Raw genomic sequence first — 22,686 nt, 5'->3', positions numbered from 1 at the left:
CATGAGAGTTCCGGCATGGGCGGTCGTGACGACGATGGCGGGGATGCTTTTGGCGTCACCCGCGCACGCGGATCCGGGTTCGATCGTGCCGCCCGCCGCGATCGATGACCTGATGGTGACGCCGCAAGAGGCGTCGTCGGTGCTGGGAGTTGGCTTCCCGACGGTCAATCGGCTCAATGCGCTGCCAGATCTGTCGACGGACAGACCCGATTGTGGCAGCGTGGTTCGCGCGTCTATCGCCACCTACGACCGCGCGCCGTATATGGCCGCGCATGACCAGCAGCTCGAAGATGCGGCTCCGTGGACCGTCCAGGTCTCGCAAAGCGTTGCGGTCTTCCCCTCTGACGACGAGGCCCGCGACTTCGCTTCCAGTGAAATGGATTTGTGGCAGCGGTGCGCGAACCAAACAGTGCGTGACGGCTTCCAGTGGCGATACATGATCAGTGCGCTGCGCCGTGATGACGACGCGATCGTGGGACCGTACGTGATGATCGCCGATAACGGAGTGCGTAAGGCCTGTACGCATCTACTGGTCAGAGTCCGTAACACCGTGACTGACATGCGGACATGCTCGGACGGTCCCGAGCGTTACGAACGTGTTTTGCGCATCACCAGGATCATCGGGCCCCGCTACGAAGCGGCCTGAACACGCACCGCGCGAAGGGGATTGACGGACGTCTGCAGGGCGGCCACCTCGGGACCTGCCTGCGCCACCGCGAACCGATACAGGTCCGCCATGCTCGCGGTGCTGCCGGCAATGGTGCCGTCGGGCAGCCGCGCCTCGCCAGCTGCGACGGTGACCGGCAGCTGGCCCAATTGATAAGCACCATCGGGCATTCCGGCGGCGCACATCGCGTCGGTGACAAGAGCGATTCGGTCGGGTCCCACTGCGGCCAGCACCGTTCGGTAGATCGCGGGGTGGATGTGTACGCCATCGGCGATCAACTCGATGGTCACCGCCGGGCTCTCCAGTAGTGCCGGGATGGGGCCGGGCTCGCGATGGTGGATCGGGCGCATGGCGTTGAACAGATGAGTGGCGACGGTGGCACCGGACGAAATGGCCTGCAAGGTCTGCTCATACGTGGCATCGGTATGCCCCACTGCCGCCACCACGCCGCGCGCGACAAGCAGCTCGATCGCCGGGATCGCGCCAGGGAGCTCGGGCGCGATGGTGACCATCCGAATATGCCCGGCGCCCGCGTCCAGTAGCCGCTCGAGCTCGGCAAGATCCGGTTCGCGCAGCAGCCGCGGATCGTGAGCTCCGGCATATCGCGGCGACAGCCAGGGGCCTTCCAGGTGTATACCGGCGATACCCCGGGTGCCCGCCGTGCCGGCAAGCACGCGCACGGCGTTGAGCAGGTCATCGGGCGCCAGAGTCACCAGGCTGGCCAGCATGCCGTCGGTGCCGTGGGACCGATGCCATTCTGCGGCAGTGTGATTGGCGTCCGGATCGTCTCCAAATGATGCGCCGCCACCGCCGTGCACGTGCATGTCAAAAAACCCGGCAGAACCCACGTCGTGTCCTCAGAGCGTTTCGGTCACCTTGGATAGACCTCGTGGTACATCGGGGTCTTCTCCGCGGCCGATCGCCAATTGCAGGGCAAGTAGCTGCAGCGGAATGATGGCCAACATGGGCGAAAGCTCCTCGAGCGTCGGCTCTAGGGTGACGCCCAGCCCGGTGGCTGCCACCGCGTCCGCCGATCCTACGCAGCACACATCGGCTCCGCGTCCGGCCAACCGGTGCAGCACGTCGTTCATGGCCCGGCCGCCAACCCCATCGGGCACGATCGCGATCACCGGTACCTGCGGATCGATCATGGCCAACGGGCCATGCAACAGATCTGCCCCGGAGAATGCCTGGGCAGAAAGATAACTCGTTTCCATCAGCTTGAGGGCGGCTTCGCGTGCGGTGGGGTATGAGTAGCCGCGACCAGTGGTGACCAGGCGTGAGGCGAAGCGGTACCGGGTGGCCAGCTGCTGCACCACGGCGCTGTGCAGGATTTCCTCACCGCGTTCCGGGAGCAGGGCGGCCGCGGTGTTATCGCGGCCCGCCACATCGGTGAGCAGCAGATACAGCGCCAGCAATTGCGCCGTGTACGACTTGGTGGCTGCAACCGCCAGTTCAGGGCCGGCCAACACGTCCACGTGGTGTTCGGCAGCGGTGGCCAGCGCAGATTTCGGGGCGTTGGTCACGGCAACGGTCAGCGCTCCCTGCTCGCGTGCCACCGACAGCGTCTGCACCAGGTCGGGGGAGCCCCCCGATTGACTGACTCCGATTACCAGCACACCCGAAAGATCGGGCCGCGCACCGTAAGTCGTCATGGTCGAAGGGGAGGCCAGACCGGCCGGGACCTGCAGGATGATCTCGGTGAGGTACTTGCCGTACAGCGCGGCGTGGTCGCTGGTGCCGCGCGCGACGAAGAGCACGAAGCGCGGCCGGTACTCGACGATCTTGGCTGCTACCTCCGCGATGCCTGATCGGCCCTCCGAAAGCAGCCGCCCCCATACGGCAGGCTGTTGGCGGATCTCGTCAGCCATATGCGTCCCCGCGGTCATGCCTTCTCCAATCCGTCGACATCGACCCCGGCCAGGGCCAATGCTCCAAACACCGGTTCACGTTGCAGCACAGCGATATCCGAAACACCGGTGCTGCGTGTACGTTCGATGATATCGGCGACGAGGCCCGGTTGGTTGACCAGTAGGCCCCCGCCGAGTACCACAGGCAGTCCAGGGCCCAATCGTAGGCAGACACCCTCGATCAAGGCGGCCAAGTCGATGGCTGTTTGCCTGGTGATCACCTGTGCGGCGTCATCACCTGCCGAGGCGAGGTCGAAGACAAGCCCTGCCATCTTGGCCCAGTACCGGCGTTCGGGGTGGGCATAGAAATGATCCAGTAGCTGTGCGGGCTCGGTGACACCGCACTCGGTGGTGAACCGTTGCGAGAGCGCGTCGGGAGGATCGCCCCGATCGGACAAAGAGAGAGCGTGCCGCACAGCAGATCTAGACACGCCGTAGCCGCTGCCGTCGTCCCCGAGCAGGTAGCCCCAACCGCCGACTCGCGCGGTCGCGCCGTCGCCGCGTTTCCCCCAGGCCACTGATCCGGTACCGGATATCACCGCGATGCCGGCCGTGAGGCCACCCGCCGCCAGGATGAGCTGCGTATCGTGCACCGCGGTGATGTCGGCGTGAGGTGCATACGGTTGCAGCAGCCGAATCAGGGCCTGCGCGCCCTCGGGGGTATCCACCCCGGCCGACCCGGCGCTTACGCGGGAGACATCGTCCCGGTTCAACTCGGAAAAGATGTCGGCGAAAACGGTTTTCGCCTGCTCCTCGCTCACCGACTGCAAATTGGCGCTACCTGCCAGCGCCTCGCCGATCACCTTGCCGTCCGCGACGGCCAGTGCGCGGGTCTTGGACCCGCCGATGTCTATCCCAACTACTACGCCTCGGGCCACTTGCCTCCGCTTTCCCAGAAATGCCGGATCTCCTCAAGGTTGCGGCCCTTGGTTTCCGGTGCCAACAGATAGACGAACACGAGGGCGGCTAACGCCAGAGCGCCGAAGACCCCGAACGCCACGGTGCCGCCGAGTGCGGTCAACAACGTCAAGAAATACATGGAGACAACGGCATTGGCCACCAGGTCCGAAGTCAGCATGGCGCTGGCCCCATAGGAGCGCAGCCGTGCCGGGAAGCTCTCGCCCGCGTACACCCACACCAGCGAGCCGAACCCGAAGGTGAAGCCCACCGCAATGAGCACGATTCCCAGGAAGCCGAGAACTGTCAGCACGCCACCGAATGATGATCCACCGATTGCGAATACGGTGACCAGCAGGGCGTCGGCGATGATCATGATGGTAATGCCGATCATGAGGATGGGACGGCGGCCCATCCGGTCGATGGTCGACATGGACACGAATACCGCCAGCAGCGCTGCCACCTGAACGAGCGCGGGCAGTCCGAGCTTGGCGAAATATCCGGACATGCCCATTGCCTCGAAGATGCGAGGCCCGTAGTAGACGACAGCGTTGATGCCGGTGATCTGAATGAAGAACCCAAGGCCGACAACGAAAAAAGTTGCTCTGTTGTAGGGCGGAGTCACCATCTCTTTGAGTCGTGCCAGCACCGAACCGCCGCCTTCGGACCGCAGGGCGTCGGCAATCTCATCGAGCTCGTGGTCGACGTCGATATCGGGATCCACCGTGGTGAGGATCTCGCGTGCCCGTGCGCGGTCGCCACGCATCATGTACCAGCGAGCCGTATCGGGGAGCTTGCGCAGGGCGATCAATACCAGCACGGCGGGGATGGCTGCCAGACCCAGCATCAGTCGCCAGCTGCCCGTTGACGACAACGCCCAGGCGATGAGGTACCCGGCGATGATCCCTGTTACGCAGGCCAGTTGGTAGAGCACCAGCATCGTGCCCCGGATCTTGGTGGGGGAGGACTCGGCGACGAATACGGGAACCACCACCACCGACACACCCACCGTGAGCCCGAGCAAAAATCGCGCAGCGACCAGGGTGTTCAGGTCGACGGCCAGTGCGGAGAGCAGCGAGAAGATTCCAAACGTCGCCGCCACCAGGACCATTGACCGTTTCCGGCCGATCTTGTTGGACAGTGGGCCGCCGATGAGTGCGCCCACGATCTCGCCGATCACCACCGCGGTGGCGGCCACCTGCTGGTCATTGGTGGACAGATGTAGATCGTCGGTGAGGAACAACAGCGCACCCGCGATGTTCGAGGAGTCGTATCCGTAGATGACACCCACCGCTGCGGCCGTCACGGCCACCATCAGACCCAGACGTGATGTTGAGCGGAGGTCGGTGATCAGGCTCATCCCACGTATTAGACACTGAGGATGCGGCAGGCACGGGTTATTGGAGGTGGCGGTGAAGATCGGTGTTGTTGCTCCGGTAGAGCTCGGGATGACCGCGGAACCCGACAAGATCCTCGAATTCGCGCGTGCCGCAGAGCGGCTGGGATTCACGGAGATCTCTGTGGTGGAGCATGCGGTCGTCATCGGAGACACGCAGAGCACCTACCCGTACTCGCCGACCGGTCAGTCACACCTGCCCGATGATGTCGACATCCCCGACCCGCTGGAGCTGCTGTCGTTTGTCGCGGGTGCCACCACGACACTGGGGCTTTCCACCGGGGTGCTGGTGCTACCCGACCACCACCCCGTGGTGCTGGCAAAACGTCTGGCGACCCTAGACCGATTGAGCCGGGGGCGGCTGCGGGTCTGTCTGGGAGTCGGATGGATGCGTGAGGAGATCGAGGCGTGCGGGGGCGACTTCGACCATCGCGGCGCGGCTACCGATGAAGCCGTCGCGGTGATGCGCACACTGTGGTCAACCGATGGGCCTGCCGCATATGACGGGGATTTCTACCGGTTCCACAACGCCTATTCCTACCCCAAGCCTATTCGGCCACAAGGTGTTCCGCTGTACATCGGTGGGCACAGCAAGGCCGCGGCACGGCGCGCGGGGCGCCTGGGTGATGGCTTTCAACCGCTGGGTCTAGTTGGTGAGGAGCTGTCGGCCGCGCTCAATGTCATGCGGGCCGCGGCTACCGATGCGGGTCGAGATCCCGCGAGTATCGACCTCGTGCTGGGGCATGGTCTGCATCGTGTGGACCAGACGGCGCTGGAGCAGGCGCACCGGAGCGGTGCGGGACGAATCCTGCTGTCCGCGTCGCGGCGCGCCACGACGCTGGAAGCGGTGCTCGAGGAGATGGCCGCGTGCGCTAGCCGACTCGAACTGGCCGGTCCTCGCTGAACACCACGACCGGCTCGCGGCGGGTGAAGAGCCAACCGGCGGCTCCGCGCTCGTAGGTGTCGAGGTAGCGGACGGCCATCACGTTGTCGTGATGCCGGTCGCCGCGCAGGTAGATGTGGTGGGCCATGCAATAGACCTCGCCCGCCGCGGTGTCGCCGCGGACAGTGGCCGTCTGCTGGCCCACGAGGTGATACGTCGCATGCAGCGGCGTGAGGGCCGCGACAATCGAATCCGCGATCGCCTCGCGGCCCCGCAGGGCTGCTGAATCACCTGTGCGCAGCAGGGCCGGGGGCCGGATCAGTTCGGCGTCAGCCGAGAACAGTGCGACGAGCGCGTCGACGTCGCGGCGGTCCGCGGCGCTGGCATACCGGGCGACGAGATCCTGGATGGCGAGTCGGTCATCGGTCACGGATACAAAGACTATGGGGCCTCGATCTCCCAACCAACTGATCGGTTAGGGTGCGGCTCATGGATATCAATGGTGTGTCTGCAATCGTCACGGGTGGCGCCTCGGGTCTGGGTGCCGCAACTGCTCGCCTGCTCGCTGAGCAGGGCGCCAAGGTCGTCATCGCCGACGTCCAGGACGAAAAGGGTGAGGCTCTGGCCAAGGAACTCGGTGGCGCGTTCGTGCACACCGATGTCACCAGCGAGGCCGACGGTATCGCCGCCGTCGACGCCGCCAAGGAGCTGGGCCCGGTGCGCGTCCTCATCAACTGCGCGGGCGTCGGCTGGCCCGGCCGCACCATCGGCAAGGACGGGCAGTACGCCTCGGCACACTCGCTGGACATCTTCTCCAAGGTCATCGGTATCAACCTGATCGGCTCGTTCAACCTGATCCGTCTCGCGGCCACCGCGATCAGCCAGGAAGAGCCGGTCGACGAGTTCGGTGAGCGCGGCGCCATCGTCAACACAGCCTCCGTCGCGGCGTTCGACGGCCAGATCGGCCAGGCCGCCTACTCGGCATCCAAGGGCGGAATCGTGGGCATGACGCTGCCGATCGCGCGTGATCTGTCGGTCGTGGGCATCCGTGTCAACACCATCGCGCCGGGTCTCATCGACACCCCGATCTACGGTGAGGGCGACTCCGCGCAACAGTTCAAGGACCGCCTGGCACCGAACGTGCTCTACCCGCAGCGCCTGGGTAACCCCGAGGAATTCGCCTCGCTGGCCCTGGAGCTTGTCACCAACAGCTACATGAATGCCGAGACGATTCGCATCGACGGCGGAGCCCGCCTCCAGCCGAAGTAGCGCGACTTGTCGGTGGCCTATGGAACATTGGAGAGATGGCCACCACTTCGACAGTGGAGACACTGTCGAACGCGGACGAGGCTGCCGAGCACATCGCTCGGCAGTCTTTCGCCGACGCACATGTCGGCACGGTCGGGCTGGAGCTGGAATCTCATACCGTTGAGCTGACGGCTCCGCACCGCAGGGTCAGCTGGAATCGGCTGCATGACATCGCGGAGACCGTTCACGATCTGCCCGGTCGCAGCGCGATCACCTTTGAGCCGGGTGGGGCTGTCGAACTCTCCGGACCCCCGCACGCAGATATCTGGTCGGCGATCTCCTCGATGCGGGCCGATCACTCGATCCTTACCTCGACATACCGTGGCGCCGGGATTGCGCTGGCCAGCTTGGGCACCGACCCACTGCGCACCCCCGAACGCGTCAATCCCGCAGCACGGTACGGCGCCATGGCAGGCCATTTCGGTGCTGCTGGTTTCGGTGAGACCGCGCTGCAGATGATGACCTGCACCGCGTCATTGCAGGTCAATCTGCAGTCCGGGACACCGCGGCAGTGGCGGGACAGATTTGTGCTGGCGCAGCGGATGGGTCCGACGATGGCGGCGCTCTCGGCCTCCTCGCCGATGCTGGCCGGTCGCCGCACGGGACGGCGAAACACCCGACAGTGGATCTGGGACAACCTGGACCCGCGACGCTGCGCCCCGGTCGAGATCGGCGCCGACCCGACCGAATCGTGGGTCAGATATGCGCTGCGAGCACCCGTCATGCTGGTGCGAAACAAGGACGGCGCCGATGCGGTTGTCACCCATGTGCCGTTCCAATCCTGGGCTGACGGGACCGTGCGGCTTGCAGGGCGCGCTCCCACCACCGACGACCTCGACTATCACCTGACCACGCTGTTTCCTCCGGTGCGACCGCGCCGCTGGTTGGAGCTGCGGTACCTGGATGCCGCACCGGATTGGTGGTGGCCCGCGCTGGCATTCACCGTGGTCGCCGCGCTCGACCATCCGCAGGTCGCCGATATCGCAGCGGAGACGGTTGAACCCGTTGGTGACGCGTGGGAGGCGGCATCGCGAGCCGGCCTGGCCGATCCCGCCCTCCATGCGGCCGGGCGTCGGCTGGTGGCGGCGGCGTGCGCGGTGGCGCCGTCCGAGCTGGCCGCGGATATGGCCTTCCTATTGGAGCGTGTCGAAGAAGGCCGATGTCCCGCCGACGACTTCATGGACAATGTCGCGGAATACGGTGTGGAGCAGGCATTCTCGGGAGCAACGCAATGATCCGGGAAGAGTTGGCGCGCGACCTCGAAGCCGCGCGTCTGCGCACGCTGACCATTACCGATCATGACGATGCCGAGCTCCATCGTCAGTACGACCCCCTGATGAGTCCGCTGGTGTGGGACTTGGCGCATATCGGACAGCAGGAAGAACTCTGGCTACTGCGCGACGGTGATCCGCAGAAACCGGGAATGCTGCCCGGCGATATCGAGTCCCTGTATGACGCCTTCCGTCACACCCGGGCCAGCCGGGTACAGCTGCCGCTGCTCTCCCCGGCACAGGCACGTTCCTTCTGTCACGAGGTGCGAGGCCGGGTTCTGGACCGGCTGGAGGCACTGCCCTCCGACGGATCGGCACGTTCGGACGAATTCACCTACGCCATGGTGCTCAGCCATGAACATCAGCATGACGAAACCATGTTGCAGGCCTTATCGATTCGTCGCGGGGCTGCCCTGCTGGAGCGCGTGGACCCGTTGCCGTCGGGGCGCCCAGGAGTGGCGGGAACCTCGGTGCTAGTGCCTGCGGGTCCATTCGTACTCGGCGTCGACGCGATCGACGAACCGTTCGCGCTGGACAACGAACGCCCCGCACATGTGGTGGATCTCCCGAGTTTTCGGATCGGCACGGTTCCGGTGACCAACGCCGAGTGGTCGGCATTCATCGCCGACGGCGGATATCGGCGCGACGAGTTCTGGACCGAGGCCGGATGGACACATCGGTGCATGGAAGACCTGACGGCGCCCAAGTTTTGGAACCGCGGCGGAACGCTGACGCGGTTCGGGCGTGAGTTGCAGAGAGCGCCCGATGAGCCGGTGCAGCACGTCACCTTTCACGAGGCGCAGGCCTACGCCGCCTGGGCCGGCGCGCGATTGCCGACCGAAGCCGAATGGGAAAAGGCCTGTGTCTGGGATCCGGAGGTCAATGTGCGACGGCGCTTCCCGTGGGGCGAGGACCCCCCGGGCCGTGACCGGGCCAACCTCGGCGGAGGTGCCCTCGGGCCGGCCCCGATCGGCGCCTATCCGGCATCGGCGTCGCCTTATGGTGCCGAACAGATGCTCGGCGACGTGTGGGAGTGGACCACCTCACCACTGCGGCCCTGGCCCGGCTTCACCCCGATGATCTACCAGCAGTACAGCGAGCCGTTCTTCGAAGGTTCCGGAGCCGGTGACTACCGCGTGCTGCGCGGGGGCTCATGGGCGGTGTCCCCATCGATCATGCGGCCCAGCTTCCGCAACTGGGATCACCCGATCCGCCGGCAGATCTTCAGCGGCGTTCGTCTGGCCTGGGACGTCTAGCATGTGTCGTCATCTGGGCTGGTTGGGTGAGCCACGGAGCCTGGCGTCGTTGATGCTGGAGCCGCCGCATGGCCTTGAGGTGCAGTCGTATTCACCCCGACGCCAAAAGCATGGTCTGGTAAACGCCGACGGGTGGGGTGCCGGGTTCTTCATTGACGGGGCACCCCGTAGATGGCGCAGTGCACGTCCGCTGTGGGGTGATGTGTCCTTCGCTTCAGTGGCTCCGGTGTTACGCAGCGGATGCGTGGTGGCTGCGGTTCGGTCCGCAAGTGCCGGAATGCCCATCGACGAGTCCGCGGCCGCCCCGTTCACGGATGGAACCTGGCTGTTGTCGCACAACGGGATTGTCGATCGCGGCGCGGTGGGCCAGGTATCGGGTGCGGAGTCGGTGGTCGATAGCGCGGTGCTGGCGGCCCGGATCTTCGCGTCGGGCCCGGAGAACCTGGGAGAGACGGTTCGGCAGGTCGGCGCCGCGGATCCATCAGCGCGGCTGAATATTCTGGCGGCCAACGGAAATGAGTTGATCGCCACGACCTGGGGTGACACCCTGTCGATTCTGGAGGCCGCCGACGGTGTGGTGGTGGCGAGCGAACCGTACGACGACGACCCGTCCTGGGTCGACATCCCGGACCGGCGATTGGTGCGGGTACGCGATGGGAAGGTAGAGGTGGCGCCACTATGACCATGACTCTGGAGAATCACCTAGCCTCTGGTGCGGCGGCCGAGGCGCTGCGCCGTGATGTCCGGCAGGGCCTGACCGCAGATGCGAAATCGCTTCCTCCTAAATGGTTTTACGACGAGGTGGGTAGCGATCTGTTCGACGAGATCACTCGGCTGCCGGAGTACTACCCAACGCGGACAGAGGCTGGCCTACTTCGTACTCATGCGGCCGATATCGCGTCGGCTTCGGGTGCCGACACCCTGGTGGAGCTGGGTAGCGGCACCTCGGAAAAGACGCGAATGCTGCTCGACGCGTTGGCTCCCAAGACGTTCATCCCCTTCGACGTGGATTCCGGTGTGCTGCGCGCGGCGGGGGATGCTCTGGTCGCCGAGTATCCGGGGATGCGGGTGCGGGCCGTGTGTGGCGACTTCGAGCAGGACCTCGGGCGGATTCCCCGGGAGGGCCGGCGTCTCGTCGCCTTCTTGGGCTCCACGATCGGAAATCTGACCACGCAGCCGCGGGCACGATTCCTGGCCGATGTGGCGGCCACCCTGCAACCCGGTGAAATGCTTTTACTCGGAACTGATTTGGTGAAGGACACCGGCCGTCTGGTGCGTGCCTACGATGACAGCGCCGGTGTGACGGCCGCGTTCAATCGCAATGTGCTCGCGGTGATCAATCGTGAACTCGATGCTGATTTCGACCTGGAGGCTTTCGAGCACGTCGCATTGTGGAACGGCGACGAGGAACGCATGGAGATGTGGCTGCGCTCCGTGCGCGACCAGCGGGTAACCATCGAAGCTCTGAATCTCGTCGTAGATTTCGGGACGGGGGAGATGATGTTGACCGAGGTGTCGTGCAAGTTCCGGCGGGAGGGTGTGGCGCGGGAGTTGGCCGCTGCGGGCCTGCGCCAGACCCATTGGTGGACAGATGATTCCCATGACTTCGGACTGTCGCTGGCGGTGAAACAGTGAGCTTGGGTGAGGTGTGGCGGCAGGTCCGGCCACCGGTTCTCGGTGTGCACCTGGATTCGGCCGCCTGCTCACGGCAGAGCGTTGACACCATTCGGGCGGTGGCTCAGCACGCCGAACACGAGGCGCAGATCGGCGGATACGTGGCGCAGGAAGCCGCGGCCCCGGTACTCGAGGCTGGACGTGCGGCAGTACGTCACTTGACGAGCATGCCCGAGGCACAGGTGCAATTCACCACCGGCGCCGCCGATGCCCTGCGTACGCTGCTGCAGTCGTGGCCGGTCGATGCCGGACGGGTTGTCGCCTGTCTGCCCGGTGAATTCGGCCCGAACCTGATGATCATGAACCACTTCGGATTCACTCCGGTGTGGTTGCCTGTCGACGGAGACGGCCGCGCCGATATTGACGGGATCGAGGCGTTTCTGCGCCGCGAGAAGGTAGACCTGGTGCATTTCACCGTTGTCGGCAGCCACCGCGGCACCGTGCAGCCCGCCGCCGACGTGGTCGCGTTGGCGCGTGCGGCCGGGGTGCCGGTCGTTGTCGATGCCGCGCAGGCACTGGGACATATCGATTGCACGTTCGGTGCCGACGCCATGTACGCACCATCACGTAAGTGGTTGGCCGGTCCGCGTGGTGTGGGCGTGCTTGCCGTCAATCCAGCTCTTGCACATCTGATTCCGCAATGGGCCGGCCATGTCGAGGCACATGTCGCGGGCTGGGTGGGGCTGTCGGTCGCGGTGGGGCAGCATCTGGCGGCCGGTCCCTCGGAGGTTCAGGGCGCGTTGGCTGAGCGTGGACGGGCGGCCCGAAAGATCCTGGGAGAACTCAACGATTGGCGAGTGGTGGAGTCGGTGGACGAGCCCAGTGCCATCACCACACTGGAGCCCATCGGGGACATCGACGTCGTCGCGGTGCGAGCGCACCTCATCGAGGAGCATGCGATCGTGGCGACCGCTGCTGAGATCGTGCGAGCACCGTTCGAGATGACCAAGCCGGTGCTGCGGATCAGCCCGCATGTCGATGGCACCGATGAAGAGCTGGAACAGTTGGCCGAAGCGTTGGCCTAGTCCTCACGGCGTAGATCTGGGGCTTCTCGAGCACTTTTCGGCGCAGATGACCTATCTGATGCGAGTTCGGGTATAGGCGCGGCGAAATGTAGGTAGTCGGCTACTCGTGCCTAGGCGGGCAGTTCGATGCCACCGTAGCTTTGCCCGCGCGGTGGAACCGGATAGCTCTTCCTGAAAGGCAAAGGCGTGCCAGAGAATATACCTCCCTTGGATCCCCTGCCAACCTGCAGGACGATCGATGAAGTCGTTGCGGCGATCGACTCGATCATCATGTGGTCAATCGGGGTATCAAGCAGGCTCGGATACTTCGCGGCGCTGTATAAGAGGATCACCCTCGCGGTCGGCGTCGCGATTGAGCAGCATGTGTTCCAGGATGGCGCACGGATGGAACGGTTCGATGTGGAATTCGCCGAGCGCTATTTCGCTGCGTTGAATGGTTACTTCCACCCGGATCGGTACGGCAAACCCGCGCACTCGTGGCAGGTGACATTCGATTCGGCTCACCTGGAGCAGCCAATCCTGGTGCAGCACATGCTCGCCGGGGTCAATGCACACATCGGTCTCGACCTTGGAATTGTTGCCCAGAATGTCGCCGGTGGTGCCCAGCTGCAGTCGCTGCGCGAGGACTTCAACCGGCTCAATGCGGTGCTGGCCAGTCAGGTGAACGGCGTGGTGGGAGACATCAACGAGTTGTCTCCGGTGTTGGCCGACTTGTACGCGGTGCTCCAGGAACGTCAGATCGCGGTGATCAACGAATCGGTCAAAGCATTTCGCGATAGCGCTTGGCGGTTCGCCGCGGTGCTGGCCGCCGTGCCGGACGTTCTCGATCCCGGCGTGATCCTGGCGCGCGATCTGCAAATCGCACAGCAGGGGGCGCTGGTCTACAGTCCGCCCGCCCCCATGTCCGTGTTTGTCAACGCGATCGCTGCACGGGAGAGCCGCGATGTGGTGGCCAATCTGCGAGTGCTGGATCGAATTGCGGAGACACCGGCGCCGATATGCACCGTGATGTGATGCGGCACGCCATGTTTAGATCAGCTTCCAAGTGTGCACCGGTTCGTTGGAATGCATGTGTTCGCAATACATCCGGAGCATCTCGCTGAGCGCCGCCTTGCGAGTCAACCCACGCTCTTCGAGCGCGCCGACGGTGTGGGTCTGCCAGGCCGCGCCGTTGATGCCCGATTTCGCTCGCGCCTCAATGACCCCGAGGTAACGATCCCGCACCTCAGTGGCCACCCCCCAGCGTTGCAATCCTTCGTGTGCCATGGGCAGCAGGTGTCGCAGCGTCAGTTCATCGGCCGTGATCTCGCCGACGCCGGGCCAGTACATTCTGGCTTCTGCGCCACGCCGGGCACCCTCTAGGAAATTGTCATGTGCCGCAGCGAAAGTCATCTTCGTCCAGACCGGACGATCATCCTCGGACAGGGCTCGAAGCGCGCCGTAGTAGAACGCGGCATTGGCCATCACATCGATCACCGACGGCCCGGCGGGCAGCACGCGATTTTCCACGCGTAGATGCGGTGTGCCGTCGACGACGTCGTAGATCGGGCGGTTCCAGCGATAGACCGTTCCGTTGTGCAACCGCAGTTCCTGAAGTCGAGGCGCCCTCCCCGCCGCGAGCTCGGCCACCGGGTCCTCATCCGAGATCTCTGGCAGCAGCGATGGGAAGTAGAGGACGTTCTCTTCGAACAGGTCGAAGATCGAGGTGATCCAGCGCTCGCCGAACCACACCCGTGGGCGCACCCCCTGCACCTTGAGTTCCTGGGGCCGGGTGTCGGTGGACTGCGTGAAGAGCTCGATGCGCGTCTCCGCCCACAGGGACTTGCCGAAGAAGAACGGTGAGTTGGCGGCCAGCGCCAACTGAGGGCCCGCCAGCAGCTGGGCGGCGTTCCAGTTGGCGGCGAAGTCGTCGGGGGCCACCTGCAGATGCAGCTGCATGCTGGTGCACGCCGACTCCGGGGCGATGGACGGCGACCTGACGCTGAGCCGTTCTGCACCGGTGATGTCGATCTGCATGTCCTCACCACGGGCGTTGAACACCGCGTCGTTCAATGCCCGGTATCGGGAGGACGGGCTCATCCACGCGCCGTCCAGATGTTCGGGCATGACCGTTGGCAGGATGCCGATCATCACGATGTGGGCGCCTCTCTCGCCGGCCCGCTGCTCCGCCGCGTTCAGGCTCGTGCGCACGTCGTCTTCGAGTTCCAGGGCCGCCGAGCCGGGGAGTGCGCGGGGCGGCACATTGAGTTCGATGTTGTAGGCGCCCAGTTCCGTCTGAAAGGCCGGATCGGCGATCGACGCGAGGACTTCGGTATTGGTCATCGCCGGCTGGTAATTGCTGTCGACGAGGTTGAACTCGATCTCCATGCCGGTCAGCGGTCGTTCGAAGTCGAATCTGGACTCCGACAGCATGGTCTCGAACACGTCCAGACAGTTCTGCACCTTGGTGCGATAGGCCCGGCGGTGCTCACCGGTGAACTGGGTGCGTGCGACTTCGTCGCCCATGGGTCGTATTCTTCCCCACCGGGGGGCTAGGACCTGGTGATTCGCCCGTACGCGGCCCCGGACGATTCGGCGAAAAAAGGTTGAAAAACATGGAACCAAATCAGCAGCAGCGCCGTCGTATCTGATCAGAGGCACAATCTGGCGACGAACCGCGCCATCGTGTGCGCGTGGGACCGGTTCCTTGGGGAGGTATCTATGAGCGACATCATGAAGGCCAACGGTGCCGAGATGGCTCGGCTGGCGAGTCGCGTCGCAGGACGTGCGAAGGATGCGTTTCCCGATGTTGATTTCGAGGCGGCGGCCAACGCGGTTGCCGGTACCGAGTTCGCTGAGGTGCTGCGGGCCGTCAGTGCGGCACTCAAACGCGCCGGGGGTGGTGCGTCCGAACGTATCGAGGGCATCTCACACTTTGTTCAAACCAGTTCGGGCTCGTTGACGGGCCAGGACGCCGCTAACGGCAGGCAGGTCACCAGGGCCGGAGAGGTCAGGCTGTGAGACCGACGATTTCGCAGCTACGTGGGTGGGATGTCGCCAACCTGGACGCTGCCGCAAAGGCCATCGAAGATGCCAGCAAGAACCTGGACTTGTCCATCGACGGAGTGGTCCGCGATTTGGACTCGGCAGAGTCGTTCTGGAAGGGCAAGTCCTTCGCGGCGGCGTATGACCAGGCGTCGAGCGAGCAGTCCTCGACCAACCGGCTCTCGTTCGCGATCGGCAATGTGGCCGAGGCGGTCCGTGGCGGGCACTCGGCACTGACTGCGGCGCGTGACAAGGTGATGGCGCTGGTGGACGAGGCCAACGCGAAGGGCCTGCAGGTTGCCGACGACGGCACGGTCACGGCTCCGCAGGGCAACAGGGATCTGCAGGCCGAGGCCCGCCGGCTGACCGACGCGATTCGTCAGGCCCTGAAGTCGCTTGAGGAGGCCGATCGCGCCTCGTCGAATGACCTGCGCAAGGCATCGGAGACGGTCGACGCGGAGCACAAGGCGGCCAGCACGCAGCCCGCGGCGTTCGTACCGGCCAGCAGTGGCGGTGCGGCAAGCGGCTCGATGCGGGCCGGCAGCAGTGGATTCGGTGGCGGCAGCGGCAGCGGTGGCGGCGGTTTCGGTGGGGGCCATGGCGGCGGCAGCGGGGGCGGCCACGGTGGCGGCGGGGGTCATAGCGTGCCCGACGGGAGCTACTCCAACACCGGTGCTCCGTCGTTGCGTCCGTCGGGTCCGTCGGTGTTCATGAATCTGGACGCCGGACAGATGGACGTCGCGCGCAAGATCATCGAAGAAGGTCTTCGTCGGGGGCTTTCGCCCGAGGCGATTCAGATCGCGTTGGCCACCGCACTCACCGAGTCCGGCTTGCGCAGCCTCGCGAACTCCTCGGTTCCCGACTCGATGATGCTGGCCAATGACGGTGTGGGACATGACCACGACTCGGTGGGGCCGTTCCAGCAGCGTCAAAGCTGGGGTGCTACAGCCGATTTGATGGATCCGACGAGGTCGGCAGGCAAGTTCTACGACCAGTTGGTGAAGGTGTCCGGCTGGCAGGACATGAGCGTTGCCCAAGCCGCGCAGTCGGTTCAGCGCTCCGCCTTCCCTGACGCGTATGCGAAGTACGAGGCGCAGGCCGCGCAGATCTTCCACCAGGTCACCGGCCGATAGTCGCGTTGCCCGTCGGCTGACTGTGGTGCAATGTGGGCATGGCCACGCCGCGACGCACCCAGGAGGAACGTTCGGCGGCGATGCGTTCTCGCTTGCTTGAGGCGACCATCGACTGTCTCGTCGAGTTCGGGTATTCCGGCACCACCACCTCGCGTATCGCGAGTCGCGCCGGTGTCACGCGCGGTGCGCTGATCCATCACTTCCAGTCGAAGTCGGAACTGATGGCTGAGTCGGTGCGCCATCTCGCGTTCAAGCGCACCCAGGCGGTACTCGAAGAGCTGATGGCCATGGATCAATCTGCCGACTCTGTTGAGCGGTATCTCGACGTGCTGTGGCGGATTCATCAGGGGCCGTTGTTCACCGCGGTGGTGGAGCTGCTTATCGCGGCGCGGACCGAGCCTGACCTCCGTGTGCACCTGGACCAGTTCGAAAAGATGGTGCTGCACAATCTGTCGGCGTTGCATGTACTCGACGACGAGGATCCGACGTCTCCCAGAGATCGGCGTGACTTCGGTCTGCTGGCCATGGACATCATCCGCGGCATCCTGGTCAGCAGCTTGACCGCGTCTCAGGAAACCCGCGACCGTCGCTGGTCCAGGGCCAAGCAGATGCTGGAGCTGCGGCTTCGGGCGCCGCAGCTCGATACGCAAAAACAAACTGTCCTGTAGGTAAATGCCCGGGGTGATTCCGGGCAAGTTTTATGCACGTTCACCAAGTTCATCGTTCCATGGACCGGGCCTTCTTCGGGTTGACGATACATCTGTACCGGAACCTTACATTCAGGATAGAACGTATGTTACGTTGACGAAGCCCCCATCGAAGTGCGCGCAAAAGGAGCTTGGAACGATGCCCCCAAAGGCCCCCGAAAAGGTTTTCGTCATCGGCGTCGGGATGACGAAGTTCGAGAAACCCGGACGACGTGAGGGCTGGGACTACCCGGCCATGGCCAAGGAATCGGGCACCAATGCCCTGACCGACGCCGGCATTGACTACGACAAGGTGGAAGCCGCCTATGTCGGGTACTGCGCGGGGGAGTCCACCTCCGGTCAGCGTGCCGTCTATGAACTCGGCATGACCGGCATCCCGGTCACCAACGTCAACAACAACTGTTCAACCGGCTCGACCGCGCTGTTCAATGCGGCGCAGGCCATTCGCGGTGGACTCGCCGATGTCACGCTGGCGCTGGGATTCGAGAAGATGCAGCCCGGATCGTTGGGCGCGACCTTTACCGATCGCGAGCAGCCCATGCAGCGGCACATCGAAGCCCTCGCCGGGTTGTTCGATTTCGCCTTCCCACCTGCGCCCTGGATGTTCGGCGCCGCCGGTCGTGAGCACATGCAGAAGTACGGCACCACCGCCGAGCACTTCGCCAAGATCGGTTACAAGAACCACAAGCATTCGGTGAACAACCCTTACGCGCAGTTCCAGGAGGAGTACACCCTTCAGGACATCTTGGACGCCAAAGAGATCTACGCACCACTGACCAAACTGCAGTGCTCGCCGACCTCCGACGGATCGGGCGCGGCCATCTTGGCCTCGGAGCGGTTCGTCGAGGCCAACGGGCTCGGTGACCGTGCCGTGGAAATCGTCGGGCAGGCGATGACCACAGACACCCCGGGAACGCTGGAATCCAAGTCGGCGATCACGCTCATCGGATTCGACATGGCCAAGCTCGCCGCGCAGAAAGTGTATGAGCAGGCTCAGATTTCGGCCGACGACGTGGACGTCATCGAGTTGCACGACTGCTTCTCGGCCAACGAACTGATCACCTACGAGGCGTTGGGACTGTGCGCCGAGGGCGAGGGCGGCAAGCTGATCGACAACGGTGACACCACCTACGGCGGCCGTTGGGTGGTCAACCCGTCGGGTGGCCTGATCTCGAAGGGGCACCCGCTTGGTGCGACCGGTCTGGCGCAGTGCGCCGAGCTCACCTGGCAGCTGCGCGGTGAGGCCGACAAGCGCCAGGTGGCCGACGCAAAGGTGGCGTTGCAGCACAACCTCGGCCTCGGTGGGGCGTGCGTGGTCACCGCCTACAAGCCGGCCAACCGCTGAAAGGGGTTGGAAAACAATGGCTGACACCAAATACCCGTTCAACAACGATGGCCTGGACCAGTGGGGCGCCGAGGAGACCATCGAGGTCGACAAGGATCGCCTGATCGCCTATGCCGAGGCCACCAACGACCCGATCGAAGAGCATCGCAAGGGGGAGGTGGCACCACCGGTTTTCGCGGTGGTGCCCATCTTCCAGTCACTCGTTGGAACCACGATGAGTGTCGTTCCCTACCAGTTGATTCCGCGTGTGGTGCACGGCGAGCAGTTCTTCCGGTTTCACCGGCCCATCAAGCCCGGCGACACGCTGGTGGCCAAGTCGAAGATGACCGGCTACGAGGGTATGGAGAACGGCACTCGCGGCACGGTGTATGCCGAAACGCGCGACGCCTCGGGCGATCTGGTCAACGAACAGTACGTGACGTTCTTCTTCCGCAAGTACGACGTGGGTGAGACACGCGGTGTGCTTGGCCCGAACGTTGTGCTGGATGAGGCGATCAAGGCCAATGCGCCAGCCGCCTCCCTGGTTCAGCATGTCGATGATGACCAGACGTTCCGGTACAGCCCGGCCTCGGGTGATCCGATGCCGATCCACCTGGACAACGATGCCGCGGTGGCGGCCGGATTGCCCGGCATCATCGCGCATGGGTTGTGCACCATGGCATTTACATCGTGGGCCGCCCTGACCGAGCTGGCCGACTCACGCACCGAGCGTCTCAAGGAGCTGGCGGTGCGGTTCGCCAAGCCGGTGCTGCCCGGGCAGGACATCACCACCAGCTTCTGGAAGAACGGTGCCGCCGGCACCTATTCGTACGAAACGAGCGTCGGCGACGATCTCGTCATCAAAAACGGCCACGCCGTTATCGCCTAAGTCATCGCAGAAGGAGAGGGAATCACTATGGGACAACTTGACGGACGGGTGGCGGTCATCACCGGTGCCGGACGTGGCATCGGCCGTGAGCACGCGCTGCTCTTCGCCAGGGAAGGCGCGTCGGTGGTCGTCAACGACCTCGGCGGCGCCAACGACGGCTCCGGATCGGATGCCGGGCCCGCGCAGGAAGTGGTCGACGAGATCGTGGCCGCCGGAGGCAAAGCCGTTGCGAACACCGACAACATCTCGACCTGGGCCGGAGCCTCGAACCTGGTGAATCAGGCCGTCGAAACCTTCGGACAGCTGGACGCCGTCGTGAACAACGCGGGCATCCTGCGGGACGGCTTCGTCGCGGGCCTTGAGGAGGACCAGTGGGATTCGGTCATCCAGGTGCACCTCAAGGGGCATTTCGCGGTGCTGCGCCACGCAGCCGAGTACTGGAAGGCACAGTCCAAGGCCGGTGCCGATGTCAAGGCCACCGTGGTGAACACCGCATCGGATTCCGGTGTGACACTGCCGAATCCGGGTCAGGGTAACTATGGTGCGGCCAAGGCCGGTATCGCGGCGCTGTCCTGCGTCGCAGCCGCCGAGCTGGAGCGGTACGGGGTCAAGGTCAACGCGATCGCGCCGGTGGCGCGCACGCGCCTGACGCTGGCCACGCCGGGTATGGGTGCGATCTTCGCGGCGCCGGTGGAGGAGGGGCAGTTCGACATGTTCAGCCCGGCCAACATCTCACCGTTGGTGGCCTACCTGAGCACGGAGAAGAACCCGTGGACCGGTCAGGTGTTCAAGGTGACCGGTGGATCCATTCAGCGGCTCAAGGGATGGTCGGTGACCGACACCGCCGAGACCGACGGACCGTGGAGCATTGACCTGGTGCGCGAGAGCGTCGAGCCCTGGAAGTAGGAATTTCTTAACGCGAACGGTCCCCCGAAATCGGGGGACCGTTCGGCGTTTTCAGGTGTGTCCACGGCGGCGCGCCCCTAGATTCGGAGTTATGAGGCACACCGGTCAACTCGCCGCGGAGTTCGTCGGCACGCTGATCTTGATTCTGTTCGGCTTGGGTGTGGTCGCACAGGTGGTGACGGCCGGTAACGAGGACTACGGCAATCACAACTCCATCGCCTGGGCCTGGGGCATGGGAGTCGCCTTCGGCGTTTTCGCCGCCGGGCGGATATCCGGTGCGCACCTGAACCCGGCGGTGACGCTGGCATTGGCGGTGTTTCGTGGATTCCCCTGGAAACAGGTGATTCCGTTCATCCTGGCCCAGACGGCGGGTGCGTTCGTGGCGGCGCTGCTGGTTCGGTGGAACTACGGAAGTGTGTTGTCGGCTGTGGATCCCGGGCACACCATTGCGACGCAGGGGGTTTTCTCGACGCTCCCGGGTAACGGCGCCCTTGACGTCAGCCTGTGGGGCGGCCTGCGCGACCAGATCATCGGCACCGCGATCCTGTTGTTCCTGATCTTCGCCATTTCAGACCGGCGCAATATCCGTATGCCCGAGAGTCTTTTGCCGTTCGCGATCGGGGCGGTGGTGGTCGGTCTGGGCATGGCATGGGGGTCCATCGCGGGGTATGCGATCAATCCGGCCCGCGATTTCGGGCCCCGGCTGGCGTCTTATCTCACCGGTTTCGATACGGCCTTCCTGTACCAGCACGGCGCCCAGTACTGGTGGGTGCCGATAGTCGGACCACTCGTCGGGGGCCTGCTGGGGGCCGCCCTGTACCGCTATCTCGTGGAAGCATTCCTGTACGCAGACGATTCCGAAACCCAATCACCGTCGCACACCGAGGAGTTCGCCAATGGCTGATTTCGTGGCATCGATCGACCAGGGCACCACCAGCACGCGTGCCATGATCTTCAACCACCGCGGCGAGGAGGTCGGTCGCCACCAATTGGAGCATCAGCAGCTGCTGCCGCGGGCAGGTTGGGTGGAGCACAATCCGGTGGAGATCTGGGAACGCACCTGGTCGGTGCTGGCCACATCGCTCAACGTGACCGGATTGTCGGCCGGGGACCTCGCGGCAGTGGGGGTGACCAATCAGCGCGAGACCACCCTGGTGTGGAACCGTCACACCGGCAGGCCGTATTGCAATGCCATCGTGTGGCAGGACACTCGCACCGACAAGATCGCGACAGCACTGGATCGGGACGGGCGCGGTGATGTCATTCGCGAAAAGGCCGGATTGCCGCCTGCCACATACTTTTCCGGCGGGAAGCTGCAGTGGATTCTGGAGAATATCGATGGTGTGCGCCGCGATGCGGAGAACGGTGATGCGCTCTTCGGCACCCCCGACAGCTGGGTGATCTGGAACCTCACCGGAGGCATTCGCGGTGGGGTACACGTCACCGACGTGACCAATGCCAGCCGCACGATGCTGATGAACCTGGAGACCCTGGATTGGGACGACGAGCTGCTGTCGTTCTTTTCCATTCCACGCCAGATGCTTCCGCCGATCAAGGCGTCGTCGCCGGTCGAGCCGTTTGGCTTCACGACCCATATGGGGCCGCTCGGCGGTGAGGTGCCCATTGCCGGCGACCTGGGGGATCAGCAGGCGGCGATGGTGGGGCAGGTGTGCCTGAGTCCCGGCGAGGCCAAGAACACCTATGGCACCGGGAATTTCTTGCTACTCAACACCGGTGAAGAATTGGTCCACTCGCGCAACGGGCTCTTGACCACCGTGTGTTACCAGTTTGGGAACAACAAGCCGGTGTACGCGCTGGAAGGTTCCATCGCGGTGACCGGTTCGGCGGTGCAGTGGCTGCGTGACCAGCTCGGCATCATCAGCGGTGCCTCACAAAGCGAGGACTTGGCTCGTCAGGTCGAGGACAACGGCGGTGTCTACTTCGTACCGGCCTTTTCGGGTCTGTTCGCGCCGTATTGGCGTTCGGACGCCCGTGGCGCGATTGTGGGCCTTTCCCGGTTCAACACCAACGCGCATTTGGCGCGCGCAACACTCGAGGCGATCTGTTATCAGAGCCGCGAAGTGGTTGAGGCCATGGAGGCGGACTCGGGTGTGCACCTGGAGGTACTCAAGGTGGATGGAGGCATCACAGCCAACAAGCTCTGCATGCAGATCCAGGCCGATACGTTGGGCGTCGATGTCGTCAAACCCGTTGTCGCCGAGACGACCGCACTCGGCGCGGCATATGCGGCGGGATTGGCCGTCGGCTTCTGGAAGGACCCCGACGACCTTCGGCGGAACTGGCAGGAAGACGAGCGCTGGAGCCCGTCGATCAGTGAACAGCAGCGGGCCGACGGATTCGCCGGCTGGAAGAAGGCCGTGCAGCGCACGTTGGACTGGGTCGACGTGAGCTAGGC

23 protein-coding genes are annotated in these 22,686 nt (G+C 64.4%); 17 read left to right on the top strand and 6 right to left on the bottom strand.

Translation table 11 applies throughout. The features are described from left to right. Window position 1: 1 nt before the first annotated feature. Window positions 2–646, top strand: coding sequence for a sensor domain-containing protein (locus AOT87_RS11325; RefSeq protein WP_044104875.1), 645 nt, complete (start codon window positions 2–4; stop codon window positions 644–646). Here AOT87_RS11325 and AOT87_RS11320 read toward each other — a convergent pair. Genes AOT87_RS11320 through AOT87_RS11305 form a run of 4 tightly spaced genes read right to left on the bottom strand, consistent with a single transcriptional unit; the run spans window position 631 to window position 4,834 of the window. Then, on the bottom strand, window positions 631–1,515 hold the full coding sequence (locus AOT87_RS11320) for an N-acetylglucosamine-6-phosphate deacetylase (RefSeq protein WP_234795794.1): 885 nt from the start codon (window positions 1,513–1,515) through the stop codon (window positions 631–633). The two genes, AOT87_RS11325 and AOT87_RS11320, sit on opposite strands and share 16 nt — an antisense overlap. Before the next feature lie 9 nt (window positions 1,516–1,524). Next, window positions 1,525–2,538: an SIS domain-containing protein gene (locus tag AOT87_RS11315; protein ID WP_046252274.1), complete on the bottom strand. Its 1,014-nt coding sequence runs from the start codon at window positions 2,536–2,538 to the stop codon at window positions 1,525–1,527. 14 nt (window positions 2,539–2,552) lie between these two features. Next, window positions 2,553–3,455 carry a BadF/BadG/BcrA/BcrD ATPase family protein gene (locus tag AOT87_RS11310; RefSeq protein ID WP_101312319.1) on the bottom strand — a complete coding sequence of 301 codons (903 nt, stop codon included), beginning with the start codon at window positions 3,453–3,455 and terminating at the stop codon, window positions 2,553–2,555. After that, window positions 3,440–4,834 carry a sugar porter family MFS transporter gene (locus AOT87_RS11305; protein ID WP_057968994.1) on the bottom strand — a complete coding sequence of 465 codons (1,395 nt, stop codon included), beginning with the start codon at window positions 4,832–4,834 and terminating at the stop codon, window positions 3,440–3,442. The genes AOT87_RS11310 and AOT87_RS11305 overlap by 16 nt, the downstream gene beginning before the upstream one ends. Before the next feature lie 52 nt (window positions 4,835–4,886). Between AOT87_RS11305 and AOT87_RS11300 the strand changes: the two genes are divergently transcribed. Next, window positions 4,887–5,774, top strand: coding sequence for an LLM class F420-dependent oxidoreductase (locus AOT87_RS11300; protein WP_057969015.1), 888 nt, complete (start codon window positions 4,887–4,889; stop codon window positions 5,772–5,774). Here AOT87_RS11300 and AOT87_RS11295 read toward each other — a convergent pair. Continuing rightward, window positions 5,743–6,183 (bottom strand): nuclear transport factor 2 family protein, encoded by a 441-nt coding sequence (locus AOT87_RS11295; RefSeq protein ID WP_057968993.1) that lies wholly within the window; start codon window positions 6,181–6,183, stop codon window positions 5,743–5,745. The two genes, AOT87_RS11300 and AOT87_RS11295, sit on opposite strands and share 32 nt — an antisense overlap. 59 nt (window positions 6,184–6,242) lie before the next feature. On the opposite strand from AOT87_RS11295, the gene AOT87_RS11290 reads away from it, so the two are divergent. The 7 genes from AOT87_RS11290 (at window position 6,243) to AOT87_RS11260 (ending at window position 13,301) form a co-directional block, all read left to right on the top strand. After that, window positions 6,243–7,022 (top strand): SDR family NAD(P)-dependent oxidoreductase, encoded by a 780-nt coding sequence (locus AOT87_RS11290; protein ID WP_030095957.1) that lies wholly within the window; start codon window positions 6,243–6,245, stop codon window positions 7,020–7,022. Window positions 7,023–7,057: 35 nt separating this feature from the next. Then, the gene (egtA, locus tag AOT87_RS11285) at window positions 7,058–8,296 is read left to right on the top strand and encodes an ergothioneine biosynthesis glutamate--cysteine ligase EgtA (protein ID WP_057968992.1); all 1,239 of its coding nucleotides are present in this window, start codon (window positions 7,058–7,060) and stop codon (window positions 8,294–8,296) included. Beyond that, window positions 8,293–9,588 carry an ergothioneine biosynthesis protein EgtB gene (gene egtB, locus AOT87_RS11280; RefSeq protein WP_057968991.1) on the top strand — a complete coding sequence of 432 codons (1,296 nt, stop codon included), beginning with the start codon at window positions 8,293–8,295 and terminating at the stop codon, window positions 9,586–9,588. The genes egtA and egtB overlap by 4 nt, the downstream gene beginning before the upstream one ends. A 1-nt stretch (window position 9,589) precedes the next feature. Continuing rightward, window positions 9,590–10,270, top strand: a complete 681-nt coding sequence (gene egtC / locus AOT87_RS11275) for an ergothioneine biosynthesis protein EgtC (protein WP_057968990.1) — start codon at window positions 9,590–9,592, stop codon at window positions 10,268–10,270. Between the two features lie 2 nt (window positions 10,271–10,272). Further along, entirely contained in the window at window positions 10,273–11,223 is a 951-nt protein-coding gene (gene egtD / locus AOT87_RS11270) for an L-histidine N(alpha)-methyltransferase (protein WP_198528397.1), read from the top strand. After that, window positions 11,220–12,287 carry an ergothioneine biosynthesis PLP-dependent enzyme EgtE gene (gene egtE, locus AOT87_RS11265; protein WP_057968988.1) on the top strand — a complete coding sequence of 356 codons (1,068 nt, stop codon included), beginning with the start codon at window positions 11,220–11,222 and terminating at the stop codon, window positions 12,285–12,287. The genes egtD and egtE overlap by 4 nt, the downstream gene beginning before the upstream one ends. Before the next feature lie 207 nt (window positions 12,288–12,494). After that, window positions 12,495–13,301: a DUF5995 family protein gene (locus AOT87_RS11260; protein ID WP_234795795.1), complete on the top strand. Its 807-nt coding sequence runs from the start codon at window positions 12,495–12,497 to the stop codon at window positions 13,299–13,301. A 15-nt stretch (window positions 13,302–13,316) separates the two neighbouring features. Here the strand turns inward: AOT87_RS11260 and AOT87_RS11255 are convergent, their stop codons facing one another. Further along, entirely contained in the window at window positions 13,317–14,792 is a 1,476-nt protein-coding gene (locus AOT87_RS11255) for a glutamate-cysteine ligase family protein (RefSeq protein WP_057968986.1), read from the bottom strand. 195 nt (window positions 14,793–14,987) lie between these two features. Between AOT87_RS11255 and AOT87_RS11250 the strand changes: the two genes are divergently transcribed. From AOT87_RS11250 to glpK, 8 genes are all read left to right on the top strand, one after another. Continuing rightward, window positions 14,988–15,287, top strand: coding sequence for a hypothetical protein (locus AOT87_RS11250; protein WP_030095948.1), 300 nt, complete (start codon window positions 14,988–14,990; stop codon window positions 15,285–15,287). Further along, window positions 15,284–16,444 (top strand): hypothetical protein, encoded by a 1,161-nt coding sequence (locus tag AOT87_RS11245; protein WP_057968985.1) that lies wholly within the window; start codon window positions 15,284–15,286, stop codon window positions 16,442–16,444. Before AOT87_RS11250 ends, AOT87_RS11245 begins: the two co-directional genes overlap by 4 nt. Window positions 16,445–16,482: 38 nt before the next feature. Then, window positions 16,483–17,112: a TetR/AcrR family transcriptional regulator gene (locus AOT87_RS11240; protein WP_081336308.1), complete on the top strand. Its 630-nt coding sequence runs from the start codon at window positions 16,483–16,485 to the stop codon at window positions 17,110–17,112. Window positions 17,113–17,290: 178 nt separating this feature from the next. Then, a complete protein-coding gene (locus tag AOT87_RS11235) occupies window positions 17,291–18,496 on the top strand; it encodes a lipid-transfer protein (protein ID WP_030095945.1) in 1,206 nt (401 codons plus the stop codon). A gap of 16 nt (window positions 18,497–18,512) precedes the next feature. Further along, the gene (locus AOT87_RS11230; RefSeq protein ID WP_057968984.1) at window positions 18,513–19,364 is read left to right on the top strand and encodes a MaoC/PaaZ C-terminal domain-containing protein; all 852 of its coding nucleotides are present in this window, start codon (window positions 18,513–18,515) and stop codon (window positions 19,362–19,364) included. Window positions 19,365–19,391: 27 nt separating this feature from the next. Further along, window positions 19,392–20,270 carry an SDR family oxidoreductase gene (locus AOT87_RS11225; RefSeq protein ID WP_057965856.1) on the top strand — a complete coding sequence of 293 codons (879 nt, stop codon included), beginning with the start codon at window positions 19,392–19,394 and terminating at the stop codon, window positions 20,268–20,270. Between the two features lie 91 nt (window positions 20,271–20,361). Next, a complete protein-coding gene (locus tag AOT87_RS11220; protein ID WP_057968983.1) occupies window positions 20,362–21,174 on the top strand; it encodes an MIP/aquaporin family protein in 813 nt (270 codons plus the stop codon). After that, window positions 21,167–22,684: a glycerol kinase GlpK gene (glpK, locus tag AOT87_RS11215; RefSeq protein ID WP_057968982.1), complete on the top strand. Its 1,518-nt coding sequence runs from the start codon at window positions 21,167–21,169 to the stop codon at window positions 22,682–22,684. Before AOT87_RS11220 ends, glpK begins: the two co-directional genes overlap by 8 nt. Window positions 22,685–22,686: the final 2 nt, after the last annotated feature.

The organism is Mycobacteroides sp. H003, assembly GCF_001440135.1.
Taxonomy (GTDB): domain Bacteria; phylum Actinomycetota; class Actinomycetes; order Mycobacteriales; family Mycobacteriaceae; genus Mycobacterium; species Mycobacterium gwanakae.
Note: the sequence above shows the minus strand (reverse complement) of the source record. Positions and strands in the feature narration are given on the sequence as shown.

What these genes read in the sequence shown, in the direction of transcription:
- AOT87_RS11325 (WP_044104875.1), top strand. Translation starts at nt 2, where the DNA reads ATGAGAGTTCCGGCATGGGCGGTCGTGACGACGATGGCGGGGATGCTT.
- AOT87_RS11315 (WP_046252274.1), bottom strand. Translation starts at nt 2,538, where the DNA reads ATGGCTGACGAGATCCGCCAACAGCCTGCCGTATGGGGGCGGCTGCTT.
- AOT87_RS11305 (WP_057968994.1), bottom strand. Translation starts at nt 4,834, where the DNA reads ATGAGCCTGATCACCGACCTCCGCTCAACATCACGTCTGGGTCTGATG.
- AOT87_RS11290 (WP_030095957.1), top strand. Translation starts at nt 6,243, where the DNA reads ATGGATATCAATGGTGTGTCTGCAATCGTCACGGGTGGCGCCTCGGGT.
- egtA (WP_057968992.1), top strand. Translation starts at nt 7,058, where the DNA reads ATGGCCACCACTTCGACAGTGGAGACACTGTCGAACGCGGACGAGGCT.
- egtB (WP_057968991.1), top strand. Translation starts at nt 8,293, where the DNA reads ATGATCCGGGAAGAGTTGGCGCGCGACCTCGAAGCCGCGCGTCTGCGC.
- egtC (WP_057968990.1), top strand. Translation starts at nt 9,590, where the DNA reads ATGTGTCGTCATCTGGGCTGGTTGGGTGAGCCACGGAGCCTGGCGTCG.
- egtD (WP_198528397.1), top strand. Translation starts at nt 10,273, where the DNA reads ATGACTCTGGAGAATCACCTAGCCTCTGGTGCGGCGGCCGAGGCGCTG.
- AOT87_RS11255 (WP_057968986.1), bottom strand. Translation starts at nt 14,792, where the DNA reads ATGGGCGACGAAGTCGCACGCACCCAGTTCACCGGTGAGCACCGCCGG.
- AOT87_RS11250 (WP_030095948.1), top strand. Translation starts at nt 14,988, where the DNA reads ATGAGCGACATCATGAAGGCCAACGGTGCCGAGATGGCTCGGCTGGCG.
- AOT87_RS11240 (WP_081336308.1), top strand. Translation starts at nt 16,483, where the DNA reads ATGGCCACGCCGCGACGCACCCAGGAGGAACGTTCGGCGGCGATGCGT.
- AOT87_RS11235 (WP_030095945.1), top strand. Translation starts at nt 17,291, where the DNA reads ATGCCCCCAAAGGCCCCCGAAAAGGTTTTCGTCATCGGCGTCGGGATG.
- AOT87_RS11230 (WP_057968984.1), top strand. Translation starts at nt 18,513, where the DNA reads ATGGCTGACACCAAATACCCGTTCAACAACGATGGCCTGGACCAGTGG.
- AOT87_RS11225 (WP_057965856.1), top strand. Translation starts at nt 19,392, where the DNA reads ATGGGACAACTTGACGGACGGGTGGCGGTCATCACCGGTGCCGGACGT.
- AOT87_RS11220 (WP_057968983.1), top strand. Translation starts at nt 20,362, where the DNA reads ATGAGGCACACCGGTCAACTCGCCGCGGAGTTCGTCGGCACGCTGATC.
- glpK (WP_057968982.1), top strand. Translation starts at nt 21,167, where the DNA reads ATGGCTGATTTCGTGGCATCGATCGACCAGGGCACCACCAGCACGCGT.